At 72.6% G+C, this 22,940-nt stretch carries 16 protein-coding genes and 1 pseudogene; 7 read left to right on the top strand and 10 right to left on the bottom strand.

Features of this window, described 5'->3' with window-relative positions; all coding sequences use genetic code 11:
* The first annotated feature begins 97 nt into the window (after positions 1-97).
* The 3 genes from ABZX30_RS11105 to ABZX30_RS11095 all read left to right on the top strand — a co-directional run bounded on the left by ABZX30_RS11105 (position 98) and on the right by ABZX30_RS11095 (position 6,193).
* On the top strand, positions 98-1,300 hold the full coding sequence (locus tag ABZX30_RS11105) for an ROK family protein (RefSeq protein ID WP_355931635.1): 1,203 nt from the start codon (positions 98-100) through the stop codon (positions 1,298-1,300).
* 382 nt (positions 1,301-1,682) lie between these two features.
* Positions 1,683-4,403, top strand: a complete 2,721-nt coding sequence (ppdK, locus tag ABZX30_RS11100; RefSeq protein WP_355931632.1) for a pyruvate, phosphate dikinase — start codon at positions 1,683-1,685, stop codon at positions 4,401-4,403.
* A gap of 236 nt (positions 4,404-4,639) precedes the next feature.
* Positions 4,640-6,193: a hypothetical protein gene (locus tag ABZX30_RS11095; RefSeq protein WP_355931629.1), complete on the top strand. Its 1,554-nt coding sequence runs from the start codon at positions 4,640-4,642 to the stop codon at positions 6,191-6,193.
* 98 nt (positions 6,194-6,291) lie between these two features.
* Here ABZX30_RS11095 and ABZX30_RS11090 read toward each other — a convergent pair whose 3' ends face one another.
* Positions 6,292-6,840 carry a DUF4232 domain-containing protein gene (locus tag ABZX30_RS11090; protein WP_355931627.1) on the bottom strand — a complete coding sequence of 183 codons (549 nt, stop codon included), beginning with the start codon at positions 6,838-6,840 and terminating at the stop codon, positions 6,292-6,294.
* Positions 6,841-7,263: 423 nt separating this feature from the next.
* Here ABZX30_RS11090 and ABZX30_RS11085 point away from each other — a divergent pair, with 423 nt between their 5' ends.
* Complete coding sequence (locus tag ABZX30_RS11085; protein WP_355931625.1) at positions 7,264-8,190, top strand: oxidoreductase; 927 nt, start codon at positions 7,264-7,266, stop codon at positions 8,188-8,190.
* Positions 8,191-8,287: 97 nt separating this feature from the next.
* Here the strand turns inward: ABZX30_RS11085 and nirD are convergent, their stop codons facing one another.
* The 9 genes and pseudogenes from nirD to ABZX30_RS11040 form a co-directional block, all read right to left on the bottom strand.
* Complete coding sequence (gene nirD, locus ABZX30_RS11080; RefSeq protein WP_355931623.1) at positions 8,288-8,647, bottom strand: nitrite reductase small subunit NirD; 360 nt, start codon at positions 8,645-8,647, stop codon at positions 8,288-8,290.
* Positions 8,644-11,244 (bottom strand): nitrite reductase large subunit NirB, encoded by a 2,601-nt coding sequence (nirB, locus tag ABZX30_RS11075; RefSeq protein ID WP_355931620.1) that lies wholly within the window; start codon positions 11,242-11,244, stop codon positions 8,644-8,646. The genes nirD and nirB overlap by 4 nt, the downstream gene beginning before the upstream one ends.
* A complete protein-coding gene (locus ABZX30_RS11070) occupies positions 11,244-12,461 on the bottom strand; it encodes an FAD-dependent oxidoreductase (protein WP_355931618.1) in 1,218 nt (405 codons plus the stop codon). The genes nirB and ABZX30_RS11070 overlap by 1 nt, the downstream gene beginning before the upstream one ends.
* Positions 12,462-12,591: 130 nt before the next feature.
* Positions 12,592-13,212 carry a class F sortase gene (locus tag ABZX30_RS11065; RefSeq protein ID WP_355931615.1) on the bottom strand — a complete coding sequence of 207 codons (621 nt, stop codon included), beginning with the start codon at positions 13,210-13,212 and terminating at the stop codon, positions 12,592-12,594.
* 121 nt (positions 13,213-13,333) lie between these two features.
* Complete coding sequence (locus ABZX30_RS11060; RefSeq protein WP_355931613.1) at positions 13,334-13,915, bottom strand: hypothetical protein; 582 nt, start codon at positions 13,913-13,915, stop codon at positions 13,334-13,336.
* A 141-nt stretch (positions 13,916-14,056) separates the two neighbouring features.
* Entirely contained in the window at positions 14,057-14,362 is a 306-nt protein-coding gene (locus ABZX30_RS11055; RefSeq protein WP_355931610.1) for a hypothetical protein, read from the bottom strand.
* A gap of 20 nt (positions 14,363-14,382) precedes the next feature.
* Positions 14,383-14,646, bottom strand: a pseudogene (locus tag ABZX30_RS11050) (IS1380 family transposase); the annotation flags it as partial.
* 66 nt (positions 14,647-14,712) lie between these two features.
* Positions 14,713-16,356, bottom strand: a complete 1,644-nt coding sequence (locus ABZX30_RS11045; RefSeq protein ID WP_355931609.1) for a M4 family metallopeptidase — start codon at positions 16,354-16,356, stop codon at positions 14,713-14,715.
* A gap of 199 nt (positions 16,357-16,555) precedes the next feature.
* Positions 16,556-18,778 carry a molybdopterin oxidoreductase family protein gene (locus tag ABZX30_RS11040; protein ID WP_355931608.1) on the bottom strand — a complete coding sequence of 741 codons (2,223 nt, stop codon included), beginning with the start codon at positions 18,776-18,778 and terminating at the stop codon, positions 16,556-16,558.
* A 379-nt stretch (positions 18,779-19,157) separates the two neighbouring features.
* Between ABZX30_RS11040 and ABZX30_RS11035 the strand changes: the two genes are divergently transcribed.
* The 3 genes from ABZX30_RS11035 to ABZX30_RS11025 are packed head-to-tail and all read left to right on the top strand — an operon-like array spanning position 19,158 to position 22,790.
* Entirely contained in the window at positions 19,158-20,717 is a 1,560-nt protein-coding gene (locus ABZX30_RS11035; protein WP_355931606.1) for an amino acid adenylation domain-containing protein, read from the top strand.
* Complete coding sequence (locus ABZX30_RS11030) at positions 20,714-21,967, top strand: hypothetical protein (RefSeq protein WP_355931603.1); 1,254 nt, start codon at positions 20,714-20,716, stop codon at positions 21,965-21,967. Before ABZX30_RS11035 ends, ABZX30_RS11030 begins: the two co-directional genes overlap by 4 nt.
* Before the next feature lie 55 nt (positions 21,968-22,022).
* Positions 22,023-22,790, top strand: coding sequence for an enoyl-CoA hydratase-related protein (locus ABZX30_RS11025; RefSeq protein ID WP_355931601.1), 768 nt, complete (start codon positions 22,023-22,025; stop codon positions 22,788-22,790).
* Positions 22,791-22,940: the final 150 nt, after the last annotated feature.

Raw genomic sequence — 22,940 nt, 5'->3', positions numbered from 1 at the left:
GGCCGACCGGTTCGGCCGCGGCTACCGTAGGGTTACGTCTATTTAACACGCAAAACTCAATATGTAATGCAAGCTTGAGAAACACAAGGGGGTGCGCATGAGCGGTCGGAGTCAGGCGAGCGCCGGCGAGCTGCTCGAACTGGTGCGTACCGGGCGTGCCACCACGCGCGGTGCCCTCCAGCAGGCCACCGGACTGTCCCGGGCCACCGTCGGCCAGCGGCTCGACCGTCTCTTCCGGGCCGGCTGGCTGCGCGAGGGGGCCGGCGGCCCGGTCGACTCCCCGCTGGGCGGCCGTCCGTCGATCACCCTGGAGTTCGACGACGCCCACGCCATCCTCCTCGCCGCCGACCTCGACACCCGGCACGCGCGCGCGGCCGTCCTCACGCTGACCGGCGAGATGCTCGCCGAGCACTCCGGCCCGCTGGCCGTCGAGGAGGGCCCGGACACCGTGCTGGGCGAGCTCGGCCGGTGGTTCGCCGAGCTGCTGGAGAAGGCGGGGCACCGGGCGGAGGAGGTGTGCGGCATCGGGCTCGCCGTACCGGGTCCGGTCGACATCGGGACGGGCCGGGTCGTCCAGCCGCCGATCATGCCGGGCTGGGACGGCTACGACATCAGGGGCCGCCTGGCCCGCGCCCTCACCGAGCGCACGGGGTGCCCGCCCGTCCCCGTGCTCGTCGACAACGACGCCAACCTCATGGCGTACGGCGAGCAGCGCACCGGCTACCCGGACTGCTCGGCGTTCGTGCTGGTGAAGGTGTCGACCGGGATCGGCGCCGGCGTCGTGGTGGGCGGCTCCGTCTACCGGGGCGTCGACGGCGGCGCCGGGGACATCGGGCACATCAGGGTGCCGGAGGGCGCGGAGGCGCTGTGCCGGTGCGGGTCGTACGGCTGTCTGGCCGCGGTCGCCAGCGGTGGCGCCGTGGCCCGGCGGCTCGTCGAGGCGGGTGTGCCGGCCGCCAGCGGCTCGGACGTGCGGGACCTGCTGGCGGCCGGGCATCCGGCGGCGGCGGCGCTGGCCCGGGAGGCCGGTCGCCGGGTCGGGGACGTCCTGGCCACCGTGGTGACGCTGCTGAACCCCGGGGTGCTGATGATCGCCGGTGATCTGGCCGGGACGGCCTTCCTCACCGGCATACGGGAGCTGCTCTACCAGCGGGCCCTGCCGCGTTCCACCGCTCACCTGGACGTCGTCACCTCGCGGCTCGGGGAGCGGGCCGGGCTGGTGGGGGCCGGTGCGCTGGTCGTGGAGCACCTGTACGCGCCCGAGCGGGTGGAGGAGCGGCTGCTGGCGCTGGGCGTGTGACGTCCGCATGGTGAAAAGCGGCCCGCTGTGGCAGCGTGATTCTCGCCACCCTTGATAAGGGTTGCGCTCAGATGAGCGGATCATATGAGGCTGCACTTCTCCAAGGGGTGGCACTGGGTGCCACCCCTTGGTTGTTCATCGACCGAAATCAGACGTGCCATCATCCGCTCATGTGAGCGGAAAATTGCCTCCGCGGCGCACTCGTGCGTTCAAGAAGTGAAAACATTCGCCGGTCTCCGCTTGCCAAGCTTTGACTTTCGATCCGCTGGCGGACGACTGGTTACGGGCGCATGACACGCAAGTGGACGTACCCAGAGGCCTTGGATCTGGGTATGTTCCTCGCCGTCAGGGCAGCCACCGCGGCCTCAAGGAGTCGAGACCCGTGTCGGAAAACAAAGAACCCCACGTAGCGAAGTTTGTTTACGACTTCACCGAGGGCAACAAGGACCTCAAGGACCTCCTGGGTGGCAAGGGCGCCAACCTCGCCGAGATGACCAACCTGGGTCTCCCGGTGCCGCCCGGCTTCACCATCACCACCGAGGCCTGCAAGGTCTACCTCGACAGTGGCGAGGAGCCCGCGGCACTGCGTGACGAGGTGAGTGCGCACCTCGACGCCCTCGAGCGGAAGATGGGCAAGAAGCTCGGCCAGGCCGACGACCCCCTCCTCGTCTCCGTCCGCTCCGGCGCCAAGTTCTCCATGCCCGGCATGATGGACACCGTCCTGAACATCGGCCTCTCCGACCGGTCGGTGCAGAGCCTGGCCAAGCAGGCCGGCGACGACCGCTTCGCCTGGGACTCCTACCGCCGCCTCATCCAGATGTTCGGCAAGACCGTCCTCGGCGTCGACGGCGACCTCTTCGAGGAGGCCCTGGACAAGGCCAAGGAGGCCAAGAAGGTCACGGTCGACACCGAGCTGGAGGCCGCCGACCTGAAGAAACTGGTCACCGCCTTCAAGAAGATCGTGAAGAAGGAGGCCGGCCGGGACTTCCCGCAGGACCCGCGCGAGCAGATGGACCTCGCCATCAAGGCGGTCTTCGACTCCTGGAACGGCGACCGCGCCAAGCTCTACCGCCGCCAGGAGCGCATCCCGCACGACCTCGGCACCGCCGTCAACGTCTGCTCCATGGTCTTCGGCAACCTCGGCCCCGACTCCGGCACCGGCGTCGCCTTCACCCGCGACCCCGCCTCCGGCCACCAGGGCGTCTACGGCGACTACCTGCAGAACGCCCAGGGCGAGGACGTGGTCGCGGGCATCCGGAACACGGTCCCGCTCGCCGAGCTGGAGCGCATCGACAAGAAGTCGTACGACCAGCTGATGCAGATCATGGAGACCCTGGAGAACCACTACAAGGATCTCTGCGACATCGAGTTCACCATCGAGCGCGGCCAGCTGTGGATGTTGCAGACCCGCGTCGGCAAGCGCACCGCCGGTGCCGCCTTCCGCATCGCCACCCAGCTGGTGGACCAGGGCCTGATCGACGAGACCGAGGCGCTCCAGCGCGTCAATGGCGCCCAGCTCGCCCAGCTGATGTTCCCCCGCTTCGACGAGCAGGCCAGGACCGAGCAGGTCGGCCGGGGCATCGCGGCCTCGCCGGGCGCGGCGGTCGGCAAGGCGGTCTTCGACTCCTACACCGCCGTCAAGTGGTCCCGCTCCGGCGAGAAGGTCATCCTGGTCCGCCGGGAGACCAACCCCGACGACCTGGACGGCATGATCGCCGCCGAGGGCATCCTCACCTCCCGCGGCGGCAAGACCTCCCACGCGGCCGTCGTCGCCCGCGGCATGGGCAAGACCTGTGTCTGCGGCGCCGAGGAGCTGGAGGTCGACACCAAGCGGCGCCGGATGACGGTCCCGGGCGGGCACGTCGTCGAGGAGGGCGACGTCATCTCCATCGACGGCTCCACGGGCAAGGTCTACCTGGGCGAGGTCCCGGTGGTCCCGTCCCCGGTCGTGGAGTACTTCGAGGGCCGGATGCACGCCGGCGCCCAGGACGCCGACGAACTGGTCGAGGCCGTGCACCGCATCATGGCCTTCGCGGACCGCAAGCGCCGCCTCCGCGTCCGCGCCAACGCCGACAACGCCGAGGACGCGCTGCGCGCCCGCCGCTTCGGGGCGCAGGGCATCGGCCTGTGCCGCACGGAGCACATGTTCCTCGGCGAGCGCCGCGAGATGGTCGAGAAGCTGATCCTCGCCGACACCGCGGAGGAGCGCGAGGCGGCCCTGTCGGAACTGCTGCCCCTGCAGAAGAAGGATTTCGTCGAGCTGTTCTCGGCGATGGACGGCCTCCCGGTGACGATCCGCCTCCTGGACCCGCCGCTGCACGAGTTCCTCCCCGACATCACCGAGCTCTCGGTCCGCGTGGCCCTCGCCGAGTCCCGGCAGGAGCCGCACGAGAACGAGCTGCGCCTGCTCCAGGCCGTGCACCGGCTGCACGAGCAGAACCCGATGCTGGGCCTGCGCGGCGTCCGCCTCGGCCTGGTCATCCCCGGCCTGTTCACCATGCAGGTCCGGGCCATCGCCGAGGCCGCCGCCGAGCGCAAGAACGCCAAGGGCGACCCGCGCGCCGAGATCATGATCCCGCTCGTCGGCACCGTGCAGGAACTGGAGATCGTCCGCGAGGAGGCCGACCAGGTCGTCGCGGAGGTCGAGGCGGCCACCGGCACCCAGCTGAAACTGGCGATCGGCACGATGATCGAGCTGCCGCGCGCCGCGCTCACCGCCGGTCAGATCGCCGAGGCGGCGGAGTTCTTCTCCTTCGGCACCAACGACCTCACCCAGACGGTGTGGGGCTTCAGCCGGGACGACGTCGAGGCCAGCTTCTTCACCGCCTACCTGGAGAAGGGCATCTTCGGCGTCAGCCCCTTCGAGACGATCGACAAGGACGGCGTCGGCTCCCTGGTCAAGGCGGCGGCGAAAGCGGGCCGGGAGACCCGCCCCGACCTCAAGCTCGGCGTCTGCGGCGAGCACGGCGGCGACCCGGAGTCGGTCCACTTCTTCCACGAGGCCGGCCTCGACTACGTCTCCTGCTCCCCGTTCCGCATCCCGGTCGCCCGCCTGGAGGCCGGCCGCGCGGCCACCCAGTCGGAGGGCAGCGACCACCGCTGATCCTCCGCGAGACCCCGGAGCCGTCGTCGGTCCCCGACCCTCAACCGATCGCCGGCGGCTCCGGTGCACGAGAAGAAGGGGCGGCACCCTGTGCGGGGGTGCCGCCCCTTCCGGCATCATCTGCGGGACTGACACCCGAGCCCGGCCGGCCGCAACCATTTCCGCACCTCGCGGGTCACACCTGTGAAGCACGGCGGGCCGGGACCCTCCCGGTGCACGGGGAAGGTTTCGGTCGGATGGCACGACGATCACGGGTACGCGCGGTCGCGACGGCGGCGGCGGGCGCGGTGGCGCTGGTGGCGGGGGTGTTCGGCACGGGTCCGGCCCGCGCCGGCACGGCGGACGCCGCACGGGAGATGACGGTCCGGTTCGCCGAGCACGAGCTCTTCATCGGGACGGAGCCGGCGAGCGTGGCCCTGTCCTACCGGTGGAAGGTGGCCGGCGGGGGAACGGCACACCACGTCCACCTGACCGTCGACCTGTCCGGAGTGGCCGACTTCGCCGAGCCGGCACCGTCGGAGCACTGCGAGGGCAACCTCTGCACGCTGGACCTGGCGTCCGCCACCTCGGACTTCCACGCCATCACGCTGGTGCCGAAGCCCGGTGCGGCGGTCGGCAGCAGCGGCACCGTGACCGTCTCCGGCACGTCGTCGGACGCCACCGTCACCGGCGACCACCTCACCCTGACCAACGGCGCGACGCAGCTGAAGGTGAGCGCGTCCGCCGAGCAACTGCACCAGGTGCCGGGCGACATACTGACCTTTCCGCTCGACGTGTGGAACAACGGCCAACTCCCGGCGGCCAAGGGGGTGGAGCTGCGGATCGACACCACCGCCGGGCTGCACCTGCAGGGCTCCTGGGCCAACTGCCGCGACGTGCCCGCGAGCGACCGCGGGGGGCACATCGTGCGCGAGACCCTGTGCGACTTCCCCACCCCGGTGGAGCCCGGCCGGCAGTACGCGTTGTCGTCGCCACTGCGCGTCAAGGTCGGCGACGAGGCCCTGCGCGACAAGATCTTCTACGAATTCACCCCGCTGACCAGCGCCGCCCCGGCGAACGGCCCCGGGACCCCGCTGACCCTGGTCCCGAGGGGCGCGATGCCGTCCGACGGGAACACCGACCCGTACTTCACCACCTACGTCAACAGCGTCAACCACGCCGACTTCGCCGTCACCGGGGACACCGTCACCGGGCGGCGCGGCGGTCACGCCACGCTGCACGCCACGGTGACCGACCGGGGGCCGGCGGTGGTGCAGGACCTCCTCGACGACGACGCCTTCCTCCCGGTCCTCGTCGAGTTGCCGCCGGGCACGAAGGCCACGAAGATCCCGGACAACTGCCAGCCGCCGCCCACGGACGACGGGTCGGACCCCGGCCCCCGGATGGGCCGGTCCTCCTACCAGTGCTCCTTCGGCGACCCCGCCCCGGGGGACAGACACGTCCTGTCGTTCACCGTCGCCATCGGCCCCCGTACCCCGGCCGTCTCCACGGGCCGCATCCGCACGCTGGAGGTCATGAAGGGGCTCGACCCCGACGCCTCCAACGACAGTGCGGCGCTGACCCTGCGGCTGGCGCAGGGCGGATCCGGGGGCGGCGGTACGGCCGGCGGGTCCGGCTCCGGCGGCGCGGCCGGAGCGTCCGGCTCCGTTTCGGGCGGCCCCTCCGCAGGGTCCGGACCGCTGGCCGACACCGGATTCGGCGGCGGCTGGATCGTCTGGGCGGCCGGCGCGCTGTTGCTGGCCGGTGGTGTGGCCGTAGCGCTCTCCCGACGGTCCCGCGGCGGGAACTGACACGTCGTCCGGAGGTCCGGAGCTGCGGCACCCCCCGAACCCCCTGCTCAGGGGGTTGGCCTTGCACCCTGTGCAGGGGCGCCGCCCCTTCGGGGTGTTCAGATGGTGCCCTCGGTGTTGACCGGGCCGACCTGGAAGACGCCGGAGCAGATCTTCCAGTCGGCCGGTACGAGGACCGCCTTGTGCAAGGCCGGGGGATAGAACCGCAGGTAGGTGCCGGTGCGCAGGCAGGGACCGCCGACGGGCCCGTTCGTGGTGCGGATGACCGCGGAGGCGGAGTGGCCGGGGGCGAGGGTGACGGACGAGTAGGAACTGCCGCTCCGGGTGGCGGCCGGTCCGATCTGCCGGTGCGCGGTGTCGAGGACGCTGACGCCCGGGTAGCCGCGCAGGGCGCAACCGGTGGTGCTGGTGTTGGTGAACCGGACCGGCCAGTAGAGCGAGCCCGCCGCGCCCTCCTTGCGGCCCATGGAGAGGTAGAGGTCGCTCACGGTACAGGTGCGCGGGCCGCTCGACGCCTGGGACACCTGGGACGCCTCGGCCGTCGTCGTGATGCTCCAGGTGGCTCCCGCGGTGGCGAGCCCCGCGAGGACGGCGGTCACGGAGGCGGCGAGGCCGCGCCGGGAGAAGTGGTGAAAGGGCAGGGACATGGCGCATCCGCCTCCATCGGGCGAAAGGGTGCAGGTCGGTATGTTGGACACGGCCGCGATGGGAAGGGTTGTACACGTATACGGGGTACCCCCGTCGAGCCGGCAGGACCGCGGGATCGCGGGATCGCGCCTCGGGCCTGTCTGACCCTTCCCGTCGTCGCCCGGAGGGCGGCCGCGCGGCGTCAGGTGCGTGCTCCGGGGGTCCCCCCGGCCGAAGGCCGGTGGAGTGCCGGGCATGCACCCACGTACGGGATGTACCTGGGTGTGTGCCCGGTGCGGCGAGTGGGGGCACCCCCTCTGGGGGAGCGTGCAGGGCGTCGCGCGGCAGACGGGAATGGTCAGACAGGCCCTAGGCTGAAGGCGGCAACGGGACGACGGCGACAACGGCGGCATCGCGGAGCGGCGACGCGGAAAGGGTGTGGCATGCCCGGCTGGAACACCTCCGACATCCCCGACCTCACCGGTCGCCTCGCCGTCGTCACCGGCGCCAACAGCGGGCTCGGGTACGTCACCGCACGGGAGCTGGCGCGCCGGGGCGCCCGGGTGGTGTCGGCGTGCCGCAGTGAGGCGCGGGGGAGGGCGGCCGTCGAGCGGATCAGGGCGGAAGTGCCCGGGGCTTTTGTCGAGTTGGGGCTGCTGGACCTCGGCGACCTCGCGTCCGTACGGGCCTTCGCCGACGGGTTCGGGTACGACCGGATCGACCTGCTCGTCAACAACGCCGGCGTGATGGCGCTGCCGTACGGGACGACGGCCGACGGCTTCGAGACCCAGTTCGGCGTCAACCACCTGGGCCACTTCGCCCTCACCGGCCTGCTGCTGCCCGCGCTGCTCGCCGCCCCCGGCGCCCGGGTCGTGACCGTGTCCAGCATGATGCACGCGCTGGCCGACATCGACCCCGCCGATCTCAACAGCACGCGCACGTACCGTCGTTGGGTCGCCTACGGCCGCTCCAAGACGGCCAATCTGCTCTTCACGCACGAGCTGGCGCGCCGGCTGGCCGCCACCGGCGCCGACGTCGTCGCGGCCGCCGCGCACCCCGGTTACGCCGCCACCAACCTCCAGACCGCAGGTCCCCGCGCCGAGGGCCGCCGGGCCGCCGAGCGGCTGATGCAGCTCGGCAACCGGGTCGTCGCCCAGTCCGCCGAGGCGGGTGCCCTGCCCACGCTGCACGCGGCGACCGCCCCCGGCGTACGGCCCGACGCCTTCCTCGGCCCGTCGTTCGCCATGTGGCGGGGCGCGCCGGCACCGTCCTGGCGAGCACCGTGGACGCTCAGCGACGCGACGGCAGCGCGGCTGTGGGGGGAGTCCGAGCGGCTGACGGGAGTCGCGTACGACGCGCTGAAGGCGTGACGCGCCCGGAGCGGGGCGTGTCCGGCATGCGGGGTCGGGGAGACCGGCCGGTCAACAAAGGTCCGGTTGCCCGTCGGCGGTGGCCGGGAGGTGAGCGTCAGGAGGCCCGTACCTCGTACGCGGCGACGCGCACCGAGTCGTCGTCCAGGCACTCCCCGCTGACCAGGTCGAAGCGCTGCTTCAACAGCGGGGAGGCGACGAACGGGCGGCCCTGGTGGGTGCCGGTCAGACCGCGGGAGAGGACCGCCGCGCCGCCGAACGGATCGCGGTTGTCGATGCCGTACAGACGGCCGTTCCGGTCGCGGAACAGGGCGACCTGGCGGCCGTCCGGCAGCAGCGCGGCCACGCCCCGGCCCGGGGTCAGGGCGCTGAGGTCGCAGACCGTGAACCAGTCGTCGTCCTCGGTGTCCAGCTGGAGCTGGACCTTCAGGTCGGTGGTCTCGGGTGCCAGGGTCATCGCTGGGCGCTTCCTTCCAGAATGTCTTCGGTGGGGCGCATGCCGATGGACAGCAGCGGCAGGTCGGGCTTCATCTGGTCGCGTTCGGGGACGAATCCGACGACCGGGTCGGGGGTGTCCGGGGCGTTCACGAAGGACACGAACCGGGCCAGCTTCTCGGGGTCGTTGATGGTCTCGGCCCACTCGTCGCGGTAGCCCGCGACGTGCGCCGCCATCAGCGCCTCCAGCTCCGCGCAGATGCCGAGCGAGTCGTGCACCACCACGTCCCGTACGTGGTCCAGGCCGCCCGGGATCCGCTCCAGCCAGGTGGAGGTGCGCTCCAGACGGTCGGCGGTGCGGATGTAGAACATCAGGAACCGGTCGATCAGCCGGACCAGTTCGGCGTCGGACAGGTCCTGGGCCAGCAGGTCCGCGTGGCGCGGGGTCGCGCCGCCGTTGCCGCCGACGTACAGGTTCCAGCCGCCTACGGTGGCGATGATGCCGAAGTCCTTCGACTGGGCCTCCGCGCACTCCCGGGCACAGCCGGAGACGGCGGACTTGAGCTTGTGCGGGGAGCGCAGCCCCCGGTAGCGCAGCTCCAGGTCGATCGCCATCCGTACGGAGTCCTGGACCCCGTAGCGGCACCAGGTCCGGCCCACGCAGGACTTCACCGTGCGCAGCGACTTGCCGTAGGCGTGCCCGGACTCGAAGCCGGCGTCCACCAGCCGCGCCCAGATCAGCGGCAGCTGCTCCACGCGGGCGCCGAACATGTCGATCCGCTGCCCGCCGGTGATCTTCGTGTAGAGGCCGAAGTCCCGGGCGATCTCACCGATCACGATCAGCTTCTCCGGGGCGATCTCACCGCCGGGGATGCGCGGCACGACCGAGTACGAGCCGTTCTTCTGCAGGTTGGCGAGGAAGTGGTCGTTGCTGTCCTGCAGGGCCGCCTGCTCGCCGTCCAGGACGTAGCCGCTCGCGCCGATCGTCGGGGCGAGGGAGGCGATGATCGAGGCCACCGCCGGCTTGCAGACCTCGCAGCCGTCGCCGCCCCGGGCCTCCTCGCGGCCGTACCGGTCCAGCAGGTCCTGGTACGACGTGACGCGCAGGGCGAGGACGATCTCGTACAGCTCCTCGCGGCTCTGGCCGAAGCAGCCGCACAGGCCCTTGTCGACCTCGACGCCGCTCGCCTCCAGCTCGGCGGTGACCAGCTGGCCGAGCACCTTCACACAGCTGCCGCAGCCGGTGCCCGCCCTGGTGCACTTCTTCACCTCGGGCACGGTCGTGCACCGGTGCTCGGTGACCGCGCCCCGGATCGTGCCCTTGCTGACGTTGTGGCAGGAGCAGATGACCGCCTCGTCCGGGAGGGCGGACGGGCCGAGCTGGCCACCGGAGCCGGCGGGCAGCACCAGTGACTCCGGCGAGACGGGCGGCACCGAACCGGTCAGCGCGCGCAGGGTGCCGTACGCCTCCGCGTCGCCGACCAGGATGCCGCCGAGCAGCGTGCCGTCCCGGCCGATGACCAGCTTCTTGTACAGGCCCGCGCGGGAGTCGGAGTAGACGACGTCCAGGCAGTCCTCGGTGGCGCCGTGCGCGTCGCCGAAGGAGGCCACGTCCACGCCGAGCAGCTTCAGCTTGGTGGACAGGTCGGCGCCGGTGAAGGACGCCTCGTCGGCGGCGATCGTGGCGGCGGCCGTCTCGGCCTGCTCGTAACCGGGCGCGACCAGACCGTACACCCGGCCGTCCGCGGCCAGCGCGCACTCGCCGATCGCGAACACGTGCGGGTCGGTGACCGTGCGGCACTGCTCGTCGACCGTGATGCCGCCGCGCTCGCCGACCGCGAGACCGCAGTCGCGGGCGAGCTGGTCGCGGGGGCGGACACCGGCGGAGAACACCACCATGTCGGTGGCGAGTTCGGAGCCGTCGGACAGCTTCATGCCGGTGACGGCACCCGAGGCGTCCGTCACGATCTCCTGCGTGCCCACGCCGGTGTGCACGGTCAGGCCCATGTCCTCGATGGTGCGCAGCAGCGCGGCGCCGCCGCCCTCGTCGACCTGCACCGGCATCAGCCGCGGCGCGAACTCCACGATGTGCGAGGTGAGTCCGAGGCCCTTGAGCGCACCGGCCGCCTCCAGGCCCAGCAGACCGCCGCCGACCACCGCGCCGACCGTCGCCGTCTTCGCGTACGCCTCGATCGCGAACAGGTCCTCGATCGTGCGGTAGACGAAACAGCCCTCGGCGTCCTTGTTGGGGACCGGCGGCACGAAGGGGTACGAGCCGGTGGCGAGGACGAGGGTGTCGTACGCGAAGACCCGACCGGACCTGGCCGTGACCTTCTTCGCTGCGCGGTCGACCGTCTCCGCCGGGTCACCGACGTACAGCTCGATGCCGTGCGTGTCGATGAACTCCATGTCGGTCATGGAGAGGTCCTCGGGCGTTCTGCCCGCGAAGTACGAGGTGAGCGCCACGCGGTCGTAGGCGGGACGCGGCTCCTCGCACAGCACGACCACGCGGTGCGTGGCGGTCAGGCCGCGCTCGGCGAGCGCTTCGAGGAAGCGCTGGCCGACCATGCCGTGGCCGACCAGCACGATCGTGGGGGTGGCCCCCAGGGTGGCGGTCATCAGGAGCCTCCATCGTTGGTGAGCAGGTGGAGCAGGGGGCCGCCGTCCGTGGGGAGCGGCTCTGCTCCCTCCCAGGCGCGGGCGAGCGCGCCGACGGTGCCGAGTTCGCCGACCAGGACGCCGCCGACCAGTCGGTCCTCGCGGACGACGACCTTGCGGTAGGTGCCCCGGGTGGCGTCGGTGAGCTGCACGACGTCGTCGCCGGGGCGCGGCTCGGGCTCCCCGAAGGCGGCGAGGTCGAAGGGGGAGTCCTGCCCGGTCAGGGTGAGCCGGGTCAGGGAACGGGTGCCGGTGTAGCGGGCGCCGGCGCGTCCCGCGAGCAACTCGGCCAGCGCCTCGGCCTGTTCCAGGGCCGGGGCGGCCAGGCCGTACACCGTGCCGTCGTGCTGGGCGCAGTCGCCGATCGCGTGGATGTACGCGTCGGAGGTGCGCAGTTCGTCGTCGACCAGGACGCCCTTGTGGACGGCGAGCCCGGCGTCCTGGGCGAGACCGGTGCGCGGGTGCACCCCGCAGGCCAGCACCACGAGGTCGGCATCGAGGGCGTACCCGTCGGCCATCTCCACCGAGCGGACCGCGCCGGCCACGCAGCGCACGTCCCGCACCCGGCACTCCGTGTGCACCTCGACGCCCAGGTCCCTCAGATGGCGCCGGACGAGCTTCGAGGCGGCCGGGTCGAGCTGGCGTTCCATCAGCCGCTCGCCCTGCTGGGCGAGGACGACCTGCGCGCCGCGCACCGCGAGCGCCCGCGCCGCGGACACCCCGAGCAGTCCGCCGCCGATGACGACGGCCCGCACACCCGGCCGGACCGCCTTGGAAAGCCCCAGGCAGTCGTCCATGGTGCGGAACGCGTGCACACCCTCGGGCAGTTCGTGGTCCGGGGTGAACAGGCCGCGCAGCGGCGGGAGCACCGGGTTGGAGCCGGTGGCCAGGACCAGCGCGTCGTATGCGATCACCGAGCCGTCCGCGCACCGCACCTGGCGCGCCGCGCGGTCGATACCGGTGACCCGGGTACGGAGCAGGTCCTCGGGGGCCGGGAGCGCGATCACCTCGGGTGCGTAACGGCCGGCCAGCACCTCGGCGAGCAGCACCCGGTTGTAGGGCCGGTGCTCCTCCTCGCCGACGAGCAGCGCGGGCGTGCCGAGGTCACCGAGCCGCCGGGCGAGCCGCACGCCCGCGAGGCCGGCGCCGATCACCACCACACGCGTATTCGAGGTCATGTCCTCGAGCCTGCGGTGCGGACGTTACCCGGCCGCATCACCTCTGTTTCCCGCGAGGAACGCTGCCCTCAGCGGGAGCCGGGCGGGGGTGTGAGGGCCCTGGGGGCGCGCAGGAGGAGGCTGTGAGGGGCTACCGGCTTCCCGTCAGGTGGGCGAAGACGACCACGTTCCCCTGGTAACCGGTGGTCTTCGAGTAGCCCCCGCCGCAGGTGATCACCCTCAGCTCGGGCCGCTTCGCCGCCCCGTACACCTTCTGGTCGGGGAAGTTCCGGGCCGAGTACACCTCCACCGCGTCCACGGTGAACACGGCCACGCTCCCGTCCCGCCGGTCGATCTCGATCGCGGCGCCGCGTCTGAGGGCGCCGAGGTCGTAGAAGACGGCGGGGCCCTCGGCGTTGTCCACGTGCCCGGCGACGATCGCGGTGCCCCGCTCGCCGGGGCTGGTGCCGGCCTCGTACCAGCCGGCGAGGTTCTTGTTGCCCGGGGGCGGCACGTCCAGACTGCCCGAACTCGTCAGGCCCAGCCCCGTCAGCGGGGCGTTCACGCGGATCGCGGGGATGCGGATGCGGGTGGGCGGTGAGGGTGCCAGCGCGGGGGACCCGAGCCGCTCCTCGGCCGGGTCGGGGCGGCCCTCGGCGGCGGACGGCTGGGGCGGGGCGTGCGTCCCGTAGCCGCTGCCCAGCAGCCACACCCCGGAGCCCAGGGCGACCACGGTGACCGCGGTTATCGCGGTGTCCCCGATCCTGCGCATGCGTGTCCCTTCCCGGATTCCTTCCCGGAGCCGGCCCCCGCCCCCCTCCGGGCCACGAGGGGCATCGGACCCGGAGGGGGAGGGAGTCGCGGTACCGCTGACGGACAGCGGAGGGTGTCCGTCAGAACCCGTCGCCTCTCGCCCGGCGATGCAGGAGCCAGGTACCGCCCGCGGCGGCGACGGCCAGAGCCGCCACACCCGCCGTGGTATGCGCGGGGTCAGGGCCCAGAGCGCCCCCGACCCCCGTCTTCACACTGCCGTGCGGCTGGAGCTGGTCACGCGCCCCCGCCGTCACCAGCGTCACCACCAGATCGCCCGTCAGTCGCTTGCCGCCCTCGGCCTTGCCGTCCGCGGCCGTGCCGCCTCCGGCCCTGCCACCCTCGGCCTTGTCGCCCTCGGCGCACTGCGCGACGATCTCGTACGTGCCCTGCTGCGCGCTCGACGGCACCCGGAACTGCCCGATCGCCTCGCCCTCGTGCGTACTGGGCGCCAGCATGAACGTTCCGGCACCCACCGCGGTGGCGTCCCCGGCCGCCGCGCCGCGGCCCCCGCAGCCCGCCGTGTTCACGGTGACCGTGTCCCCGGGTGCCACGGTGGCCGGGTACACGTCGAGACCGGTGGTGTTCCCGGCGTACGCCGGCGTGGTGGCCAGCCCGGCGGCGGCGAACGCGGTACCGGTCAGCAGACGGGCGGTGCGACGCATGGTGCTCCCTCGGGCTCGTCCGACTCGTTGACGTGCTCTTCCGAGGTAAGTGGCAGATCGCCGCCCGCGCTTGTCGAGCGCGGGCCCGGGAATGGGATGAACGGGTGTCACCACCCGCCCGCCGAACCGCGTTCCGGCAGGTCACGGGCGTGCGAGAGGCTCCGTGCAAGAGCACCCGAACGGCCGGGCACCCCGGGTGAACGGCTGGGGCCCAGGATCTTTCGTTCGGATCAGGCCCCGCGAGCCCGGCCTGATCCGAACGAAAGGCCCTGGCGGTGGGAGCGGGTCCGGCAGCCGCAGCGCCAGGCCGTCCAGGACGACGCCCAGGCCGTAGGCGAACTTGGCGTCGCGCAGCTTCGCGGGGTCCTCCGCCGCCGCCGAGACCCCGGCGTAGGACGCGGCGAGGTGGTCGTGGGCGGCCGCGGCCTGCTGGGCGGCGGGCAGCATCCGGGCGGTGTACTCGGATGCAGGCGGCGGGGTTCCCGGAGCCGTGCTGGGCCGGTGAGGGCGAGTATGGGTATCCAGGCCGGCAGGTCGAGGGCGATCTGGACGATCTCGAGTCAGACCTTGTTCTGGGCTGTGGTGTGGAGGGGCGGGTTGCGCAGGCCGGCGGCCCGGGCGGCCCGGATCCGGTCCTCGGCCCGGACCCGCAGCCGGTGACGGAGTTCGAGGGCGGCGATCGGCCGGTCAGGGGTGTGGGTGGCGAAGCAGGTGATCCGCATGCCGTCCGCGCGTCGACTGATCGGCCGACCGGCCGGAATGGCCGGCGCCCGCTACGAGCGCCGGCCTGCACCAGCTCAGTTCACGTTGACCGCGCTCCACGCCGCCGCCACCGTGTTGTACTCCGTGCTGCCCGCGCCGTAGAGGTCCTTCGCCGCGTTGAGGGTCGCCGTGCGGGCGCCCGCGTAGTTGGTGGAGGACGTCATGTAGACGGTCAGGGCGCGGTACCAGATCTTGCCGAGCTTGTCGCGGCCGATGCCGGTGACCGTGGAGCCGTTGGAGGTGGGGGAGTCGTAGCTGACGCCGTTGACGGTCTTGGCGCCGCTGCCCTCCGCGAGGAGGTAGGCGAAGTGGTTGGCGACGCCCGAGGAGTAGTGGACGTCGAGGTTGCCGACCGACGAGCTCCAGGAGTCCGCCGAGCTGCCGTCCTTGGAGGGCTTGTCCATGAAGCGGAGGGCCGCCTTGCCGAAGCCGGACTTGACGATCTCCTCGCCGATCAGGTAGTCGCCCTGGTCGGAGGGGTTGCCCGCGTACCACTCGACCAGCGTGCCGAGGATGTCGGAGGTCGCCTCGTTCAGGCCGCCGGACTCGCCCGAGTAGGTCAGCGCGGCCGTCTTGGAGGTGACGCCGTGCGTCATCTCGTGGCCGGCGACGTCCAGGGCCACCAGCGGGCCGAAGGTCGTCCCGTCACCGTCGCCGTAGGTCATGCAGAAGCAACTGTCGTCCCAGAAGGCGTTGTTGTAGCTGTTGCCGTAGTGGACGCGGTTGTACGAGCCCTTGCCGTCGCCGGCGATGCCGTTCCGGCCGTGGACGTTCTTGTAGTAGTCCCAGGTCTCGTTGGTGCCGTACTGGGCGTCCACCGCCGCCGAGGAGCGGTCGCTCGTGGCTCCCGTGCCCCAGTGGTTGTCGGCGTCGGTGTACAGCGTCGCGGGGGCGCGGCTGAAGCAGATGCCGAAGATGCACAGGTCGGTCTTGTTCTCGGCGTCGCCTGTGTAGGTGTTGCCGCGGGTGGCGTCCTTGAGCTGGTACGTCGAGCCGGACTGGGTGGTCTCCAGCGGCACCGTCCCGCTGTACAGGGACTGTCCGTCGCCGGTGGCCGTCTCGATGCTGTCCCAGGCGTCGATCTGCGCGCCCGTGCGGGCGTCGGTCAGTACGGTGCGGGCGACCGGGTTGCCGAGCGAGTCCTTGCCGACGGCGTTGGTGCGCCAGGCCAGCCTGGGCTTGCCGTGCAGGGCGTCGACGACCAGTTGCGGCTTGGCCTTCAACTGGTGCACGTATTCGCCGAGGTTGGCCGCGCGCAGGGCGTTCGCCGCGAGGTCGGCGGCCTTGGGTGCGGAGATCTTCGGGGTGATGGACGACAGGGATATCGCGCCGCGTGTGGCGCGGTCGGCGCCGCGGTACGTGCCGTTGGGCTTGAGGTGGACGACGAAGTCGCCGCCCAGGACGGGAAGTTGCCGGTAGGTGCGGTCGTAGCGGACGTGCTGGGTGCCGTCCTTGTCGACGATCACGTCGCGGACGCTGGTGTCCTGCGCGGAGGTGAGGCCCAGGCCGGTGGCGTGGGCGGCGAGCGCCGAGGCCGCGTTCTCGATCGCGGTGGCCCGGGTGGGTCTGCCGTCGGCGTGCGCGGCGGTGGAGAGTGCTGCGGCCAGCAGGGTGGCGGTCGTGGCGGCGATGCCGGCCGTGGCGAGACGGGATCCTCGGTTGTGCCGTGTCCGACTCATCGGTCTCCTTGGGAAGGCGCCTCGAAGGCGTGGGGGTGGCGCGCTGTGTCCCTGAGATTTAAAGGGGCATGACATGTCATGTCCATAGCGCCTCCGCGAAGACGTGTGCGGAGTCGGCGGGGATCCAGAATCGTTTCCGTGACCCTGCCGTTCTTCGTCTACGGAACCCTCCGCCCCGGCGGGGGCTACCCCACGGGGCTTATGGCCGCACCGCCTCCACCCGTACCGCGCACGCCTTGAACTCGGGCATCCGCGAGGTCGGGTCGAGTGCCGGGTTGGTGAGGGTGTTGGCGCGGCCCTCGCCCGGCCAGTGGAAGGGCATGAACACGGTGTCGGGGCGGATGCCGGTCGTGATGCGGGCCGGGGCCACCGCGCGGCCGCGCCGCGAGACCACGGCCACCGGGTCGCCCTCGGCGGCGCCGAGCCGGGCCGCCAGCCGCGGGTGCAGCTCCACGAACGGTCCGGGCGCGGCGGCGTTCAGCTCGGGCACCCTGCGGGTCTGGGCGCCCGACTGGTACTGGGACACCACCCGGCCGGTCGTCAGCAGCAGCGGGTACTCGTCGTCCGGCTCCTCGGCCGCCGCCCGGTGCGTCACGGCGACGAACCTCGCGCGGCCGTCCTCGGTGGCGAACCGGTCGAGGAAGAGGCGGGGCGTGCCGGGATGCGCGATCGGCTCCGCCGGGTGCGCGGTGGCCGGGCAGTCGGGGGCACCGGGGCGCGCCACCGGGTCCGCCGGGTCCGCCGAACCCGCGGAGTCCGCCGAGCCGGCGGAGCCCACAGCTGCCATGGAGTCGGCGGCGGCCATCGTCCCGTCCGCCGGCTCAGGGCACGGCCAGAACACCCCGTTCTCCTCGGCCAGCCGCCGGTAGGTGATCCCCGAGTAGTCCGCGGGCCCGCCCGCACTCGCCCGGCGCAGCTCCCCGAAGACCTCCTCGGGGTCGGTCGGGAAGCCCTTCTCCACGCCCAGCCGGGCGGCGAGTCCGTGCAGCACCTCCAGGTCGCTGCGGACCCCGTCGGGCGGGGTGACCGCCTGCCGCCGCAGCAGCACGCGGCCCTCCAGACTGGTGGTCGTGCCGGTCTCCTCGGCCCACTGGGTGACCGGCAGGACGACATCCGCGAGGGCCGCCGTCTCCGACAGCACGACGTCCGCCACCGCGAGGAAGTCCAGTGACCGCAGCCGTTCCTCCACGTGCGCGGCGCGCGGCGCGGACACCACCGGGTTGGAGCCCATCAGCAGCAGCGCCCTGATGTCCGTGCCCAGCGCGTCCAGCAACTCGTATGCACTGCGGCCCGGGCCCGGCAGTGAGTCCGGGTCCACGCCCCACACCCCGGCGACGTGCCGCCGCGCGGCCGGGTCGGTCAGCTTGCGGTAGCCGGGCAACTGGTCGGCCTTCTGGCCGTGTTCGCGCCCGCCTTGGCCGTTGCCCTGTCCGGTCAGGCAGCCGTACCCGGACAGCGGGCGGCCCGCCCGGCCGGTCGCCAGGCACAGGTTGATCCAGGCGCCCACCGTGTCGGTGCCCTTGGACTGCTGCTCCGGCCCGCGCGCGGTCAGTACCATCGCCGCCTCCGGCTCGCAGAACAGCCGTACCGCTTCCCGGAGTTGCGGAACGGGCACCCCCGTGATCCGCTCCACGTACTCCGGCCAGTGCGCCATCGCCGCGGCCCGCGCCTCCTCCCAGCCGGCCGTGCGCCGCCCGATGTACTCCTCGTCCGTGCGGCCCTCGGCGACCACCAGGTGCAGCAGGCCCAGGGCCAGAGCCAGATCGGTGCCCGGGCGGGGCGCGAGGTGCAGGTCGGCCTGTTCGGCGGTCTTCGTGCGGCGCGGGTCGACGACGATCAGCGTCCCGCCGTTGTCGCGCAGTTCGCCGAAGAAGCGCAGCGACGGCGGCATGGTCTCGGCGAGGTTGGAACCGACCAGGATCACGCAGCCCGTCCTCGGGATGTCCTCGAGGGGGAACGGCAGCCCGCGGTCCAGGCCGAACGCCTTCGTGCCGGCCGCGGCGGCCGACGACATGCAGAAGCGGCCGTTGTAGTCGATCTGCGAGGTGCCCAGCACCACCCGGGCGAACTTGCCGAGCGCGTACGCCTTCTCGTTGGTCAGCCCGCCCCCGCCGAACACCCCGCACGCGTCGGGACCGTACGCGGTACGGGCCGAGGCGAGACCCGCGGCGATCCGGTCCAGGGCCTCCTCCCAGGAGGCGGGCACCAGCTCATCCCCGGACCGCACCAACGGCGAGGTCAGCCGCACCGCGGAGGACAGCAGCACCGGGGCCGTCCGCCCCTTGCCGCACAGCGCGCCCCGGTTCACCGGGAAGTCGGGGCGTTCGGTCACCTCGACGCCCCCTCCCGGCGTGGGCGACACGTTCATCCCGCACTGCAGGGCGCAGTACGGGCAGTGGGTGGGCGTCGAGGCGGTCTCCATGCCGCCCAGCGTGCTTCGCACGTGTTACGTGCCGTGACGGTTCCCTGTTACGCGGCCGGGACGGCGACCTCCCCGCCGCGGCCGGGCCGCCGTGAGGCACAGACCCGGCCACCCTTGGGTCGCCGCGGACGGTACGGAAGTTGCCGTCGTGGCAGAAGACACCACATCTGACGCATTACCTCTCATAGTTGGCCGATCGTACCTGGTTGAGGATTGAAGAACCGGGACTACAGTCATCCCCTGCTCCCCTGCTCCCCTGCTCCCCTGCTCCCCGCGCACGACCCCGCACGGCTTTCGGCACACCGGCCGGCCCCGAGCCCACCGCCGCCGCCCGGACCCGGCTTTCTCCCCCCGAAACAGCCAGGAGGTCTACCGAGCCATGCCCCTGCGCCACCTCACCCCCCGCGACCAGCAACTCTTCTGGCAGTACGGCCGCGGCCCCGCCGTACCCGTCCCCGACCCGCTCGTCCACCGCGCCGTCGAACGGCAGGCGGCCGCCCGCCCCGACGCCGTCGCCGCCGAACACCAGGGCGCGGCCCTCACCTACGGCGAGCTCGACCGCCGCGCCGACGCCCTCGCCGCCCGTCTGGTCCGCGAGGGCGTGCGCCCCGGCGACCACGTCGGTCTCTTCGTCCGCCGCTCCCTCCCGATGCTCGTCGGCCTGCTCGCCACCCTGAAGGCGGGCGCCGCCTACGTCCCCCAGGACATCGGCCTCACGCCCCGCCCCCAACTCGACCACGTCGTCCGGACCGCCGCGACCCGGGTGATCCTCACCCAGCGGGAACACGCCTCCCGCGTCCCCGTGCCGCCCGGCCACCGCCTGATCACCCTGGACGACGTCACCCCGGACGACATCACCCCGGACGGACCGGAGCCGTACGCACCGGCACCCGTGATCCGGGCGGCCCCACCGCGCCCCGACGACGGCTGCTACGTCCTGTTCACCTCCGGCACGACCGGACGCCCCAACGGCGTGAAGGTCACCCACCGCAACGTCGCCAACCTCCTGCTCACCGAGCCGGGCGGCCTCGGCGTCCGCCCCGGCGACCGGGTCGCCCAACTGCTCAACATCGCCTTCGACATGGCCGCCTGGGAGATCCTCGGCTGCCTCACCCACGGCGGCACCCTCGTCATCCGCGGCAAGGACATCGCCGCCGCGGCCCGCACCGCCGACGTGCTGATCGCCACGCCGACCGTGCTGTCCGGCATCGACCCGGGCGCCTGCCCGCGGGTGCGCACGGTCGCCGTCGCCGGGGAGCCGTGCCCCCGCCCGCTGGCCGACCGGTGGGCGGGGCGGGCCGCCTTCCACAACTGCTGCGGCCCCACCGAGGTGACCATCGTCAACACCGTGCGCCGCCATGACCCGGCCGCCGCCCTGCTCACCATCGGCACCCCCACCCCGAACAACACCGTGTACGTCCTCGACGCCCACCGCCGGCCGCTCCCCATCGGCGAGGTGGGCGAGATGTGGGCGGGCGGCGACTGCGTCTCGGCCGGCTACCTCGGCAACGACGACCTGACCGCCGAGCGGTACGCCCCCGACCCCTTCCTCGGCGGGGGCAGCCGGATGTTCCGCACCCGGGACCTCGGCCGCTGGACCGCGGACGGCGAGCTGGAGCACCTCGGCCGCACGGACGACCAGGTCAAGGTGCGCGGCTTCCGTGTCGAGCTCGACTCCGTCTCCTCGGTACTGGAGTCGGTGGAGGGCTGTCTGCGGGCGGTGACGCTGAAACGGGACGCGCGCAGCCTGGTGGCCTTCGTCTGCCCGGCCGGCATCGACCCCGAACGGGCCCGGCGCGCGGTGGCGGACGCCCTGCCGTACTACTGCGTCCCCTCGGACGTCTTCCCGCTCGCCGCGCTGCCCGAGACCGACCGCGGCAAGATCGACAGGCCGGCCCTGCTTCGGCTGGCCGAGGAGCGCCAAGGGGTGCTCCGATGACCACCGCACCCCCGGCCGCGGTGCGGGACGTCCCGCTGCCGCCGCTCGCCCCGGCAGCCAGGCGGCTGTTCAAACACCCGCGCCTGATGCACTACAACCGGCTGGCGGCCCTGGTCGTCGCCGTCAACCTGGCCTGGGCGGCCGCGCGGTGGCCATTGCCCGCGTCGTCGCCCGGCCACGCGGCGCTGGCGAACCTCGCGCTCGCCGTCCTCGTGCGCCAGCAGTACGTCATCAACCTCATGTTCCGGCTGGCGACCCGGCCGCCGACCAGCTGGCCGCTGAAGGTGCGCTGGACGCTGGGCAAGGTCTACCACTTCGGCGGGCTGCACGTGGGCGGGGCGCTGGCGGGTACGGCCTGGTTCCTGGCCGCGGCGCTCACGGAGCCGGACGGGCCCGGCAGGGCGGTGGGCCTGGCGCTCGTCGGCCTGCTGGCCCTCGTCGTCGCCACCGCGGTACCCGCCTTCCGCTCCCGGCACCACGACCTCTTCGAGAAGGTCCACCGCTTCGGCGGCTGGACCGCGCTGCTGCTGTTCTGGGCGCACACCCTGCTGTCCGGTGCGAGACCGGTCCCCGTGGCGGTGCTCGCCGTGGTCACCTTCAGCGTCGCCCTGCCCTGGCTGCGGCTGCGCAGGGTCGCCGTACGGATCGAGCGCCCCTCCCCGCACGTCGCACTCGCCCGCTTCGACCACGGCGTCACGCCCTTCGCGGGCTCCTCGACCGCGATCAGCCGCAGCCCGCTGAGGGAATGGCACTCCTTCGCCAACGTGCCGTCCCCCGGCGAGCCCGGCTTCCGGCTCACCATCTCCCGCGCGGGCGACTGGACGGGCTCCTTCATCGACGACAGGCCCGCACGGGTATGGGTGAAGGGCATCACGACGGCCGGGGTCGCCAACATCGAGACCCTGTTCGAGAAGGTCGTGTACGTGGCCACGGGCAGCGGTATCGGCCCCTGCCTGCCGCACCTCCTGGCCGCCCAGGTCCCCTCCCGCCTGGTCTGGGCGACCCGCGACCCCCGGGCCACCTACGGCGACGCCCTCGTCGACGAGATCCTCGCCGTCCAGCCGCACGCGCTCGTCTGGGACACCTCCCGGCACGGCAAGCCCGACATGGTGCGGCTCGCCTACGCGGCGTACCGGGACTTCGGGGCCGAGGCGGTGATCTGCATCTCGAACAAGAAGCTCACCTGGCAGGTCGTGCACGGGCTGGAGCGGCGCGGGATTCCGGCGTACGGCGCGATCTGGGACTCGTAGCGGACCGGTGGAGAGAGCCGGTGACAGGGAGAGGGAGAGGGAGAGGGAGAGGGAGATGGACACTCTGAAAGTGGAACGCCACGACCGTGTGGTGACCGTACGCCTGCACCGCCCGCACGTACGCAACGCGCTGGACTCCGCACTGCTCGCCGAACTCCTGGAACTTCTCCGCCCGTTGGACAGCGACCCGGAGGTCGGCTGCGTCCTGGTGACCGGCTCCGGCGACGTCTTCAGCGCGGGCGCCGACATCAGGGAGATGGCCGGGAGGACGGCCGTGGAACTGGCCGCGGAGGACTACTTCGGCGCGTGGGAGGAGTTCGCGGACCTCCGCACACCGAAGGTCGCGGCCGTCAGCGGGCTCGCCCTGGGCGGCGGGTGCGAGCTGGCGATGATGTGCGACCTGGTGATCGCCGGGGAGTCGGCCGTCTTCGGCCAGCCGGAGATCCGGCTCGGGGTGATCCCGGGCATCGGCGGCACCCAGCGCCTGACCCGGCTGGTCGGCCGCGCCAAGGCCATGGACCTCGTCCTCACCGGCCGCACGATGGACGCTCACGAGGCGGAGAGCTGCGGCCTGGTCTCCCGCGTGGTCCCCGACGACCGGGTCCTGACCGAGGCGCTTCAGGCCGCCGCGACCATCGCCTCGTACTCCCGCACGGCCGTCACCGCCGCCCGCGACTGCGTCGACCGGGCCCTGGAGACCGGCCTGCGCGACGGCATCCGCTACGAACGCCGCGTGTTCCACGCCCTGTTCGCCACCGAGGACCAGAAGGAGGGCATGACCGCGTTCCTGGAGAAGCGCCCGCCGCGCTTCACGGGCCGCTGAAGCGCTCCGACGCGCTCGGCCACCGCGCGCTCGGCGGGCCCCACCGGACCCGCCGCGCTCACCCCGCACCGCCGCCCAAAGGGGAGCCCACGTGCCCACTGCAACGACCACGAACTCCGACGCCACCGTCCGCGGACCCTCCGGGGGGCT

It is taken from the genome of Streptomyces sp. NPDC004542, assembly GCF_040610035.1.
Lineage (GTDB): Bacteria > Actinomycetota > Actinomycetes > Streptomycetales > Streptomycetaceae > Streptomyces.
The sequence above is the reverse complement of the archived record's forward strand: the minus strand, read 5'-3'. Positions and strand labels throughout refer to the sequence as shown.

Coding starts and splice junctions, on each gene's coding strand:
- ABZX30_RS11105 (WP_355931635.1), top strand. CDS start 98: ATGAGCGGTCGGAGTCAGGCGAGCGCCGGCGAGCTGCTCGAACTGGTG.
- ABZX30_RS11045 (WP_355931609.1), bottom strand. CDS start 16,356: ATGAGTCGGACACGGCACAACCGAGGATCCCGTCTCGCCACGGCCGGC.
- ABZX30_RS11065 (WP_355931615.1), bottom strand. CDS start 13,212: ATGCGCAGGATCGGGGACACCGCGATAACCGCGGTCACCGTGGTCGCC.
- ABZX30_RS11025 (WP_355931601.1), top strand. CDS start 22,023: ATGGACACTCTGAAAGTGGAACGCCACGACCGTGTGGTGACCGTACGC.
- ABZX30_RS11035 (WP_355931606.1), top strand. CDS start 19,158: ATGCCCCTGCGCCACCTCACCCCCCGCGACCAGCAACTCTTCTGGCAG.
- ABZX30_RS11055 (WP_355931610.1), bottom strand. CDS start 14,362: ATGCTGCCCGCCGCCCAGCAGGCCGCGGCCGCCCACGACCACCTCGCC.
- ABZX30_RS11060 (WP_355931613.1), bottom strand. CDS start 13,915: ATGCGTCGCACCGCCCGTCTGCTGACCGGTACCGCGTTCGCCGCCGCC.
- ABZX30_RS11070 (WP_355931618.1), bottom strand. CDS start 12,461: ATGACCTCGAATACGCGTGTGGTGGTGATCGGCGCCGGCCTCGCGGGC.
- ABZX30_RS11095 (WP_355931629.1), top strand. CDS start 4,640: ATGGCACGACGATCACGGGTACGCGCGGTCGCGACGGCGGCGGCGGGC.
- nirB (WP_355931620.1), bottom strand. CDS start 11,244: ATGACCGCCACCCTGGGGGCCACCCCCACGATCGTGCTGGTCGGCCAC.
- ABZX30_RS11090 (WP_355931627.1), bottom strand. CDS start 6,840: ATGTCCCTGCCCTTTCACCACTTCTCCCGGCGCGGCCTCGCCGCCTCC.
- ABZX30_RS11030 (WP_355931603.1), top strand. CDS start 20,714: ATGACCACCGCACCCCCGGCCGCGGTGCGGGACGTCCCGCTGCCGCCG.
- ABZX30_RS11085 (WP_355931625.1), top strand. CDS start 7,264: ATGCCCGGCTGGAACACCTCCGACATCCCCGACCTCACCGGTCGCCTC.
- nirD (WP_355931623.1), bottom strand. CDS start 8,647: ATGACCCTGGCACCCGAGACCACCGACCTGAAGGTCCAGCTCCAGCTG.
- ABZX30_RS11040 (WP_355931608.1), bottom strand. CDS start 18,778: ATGGAGACCGCCTCGACGCCCACCCACTGCCCGTACTGCGCCCTGCAG.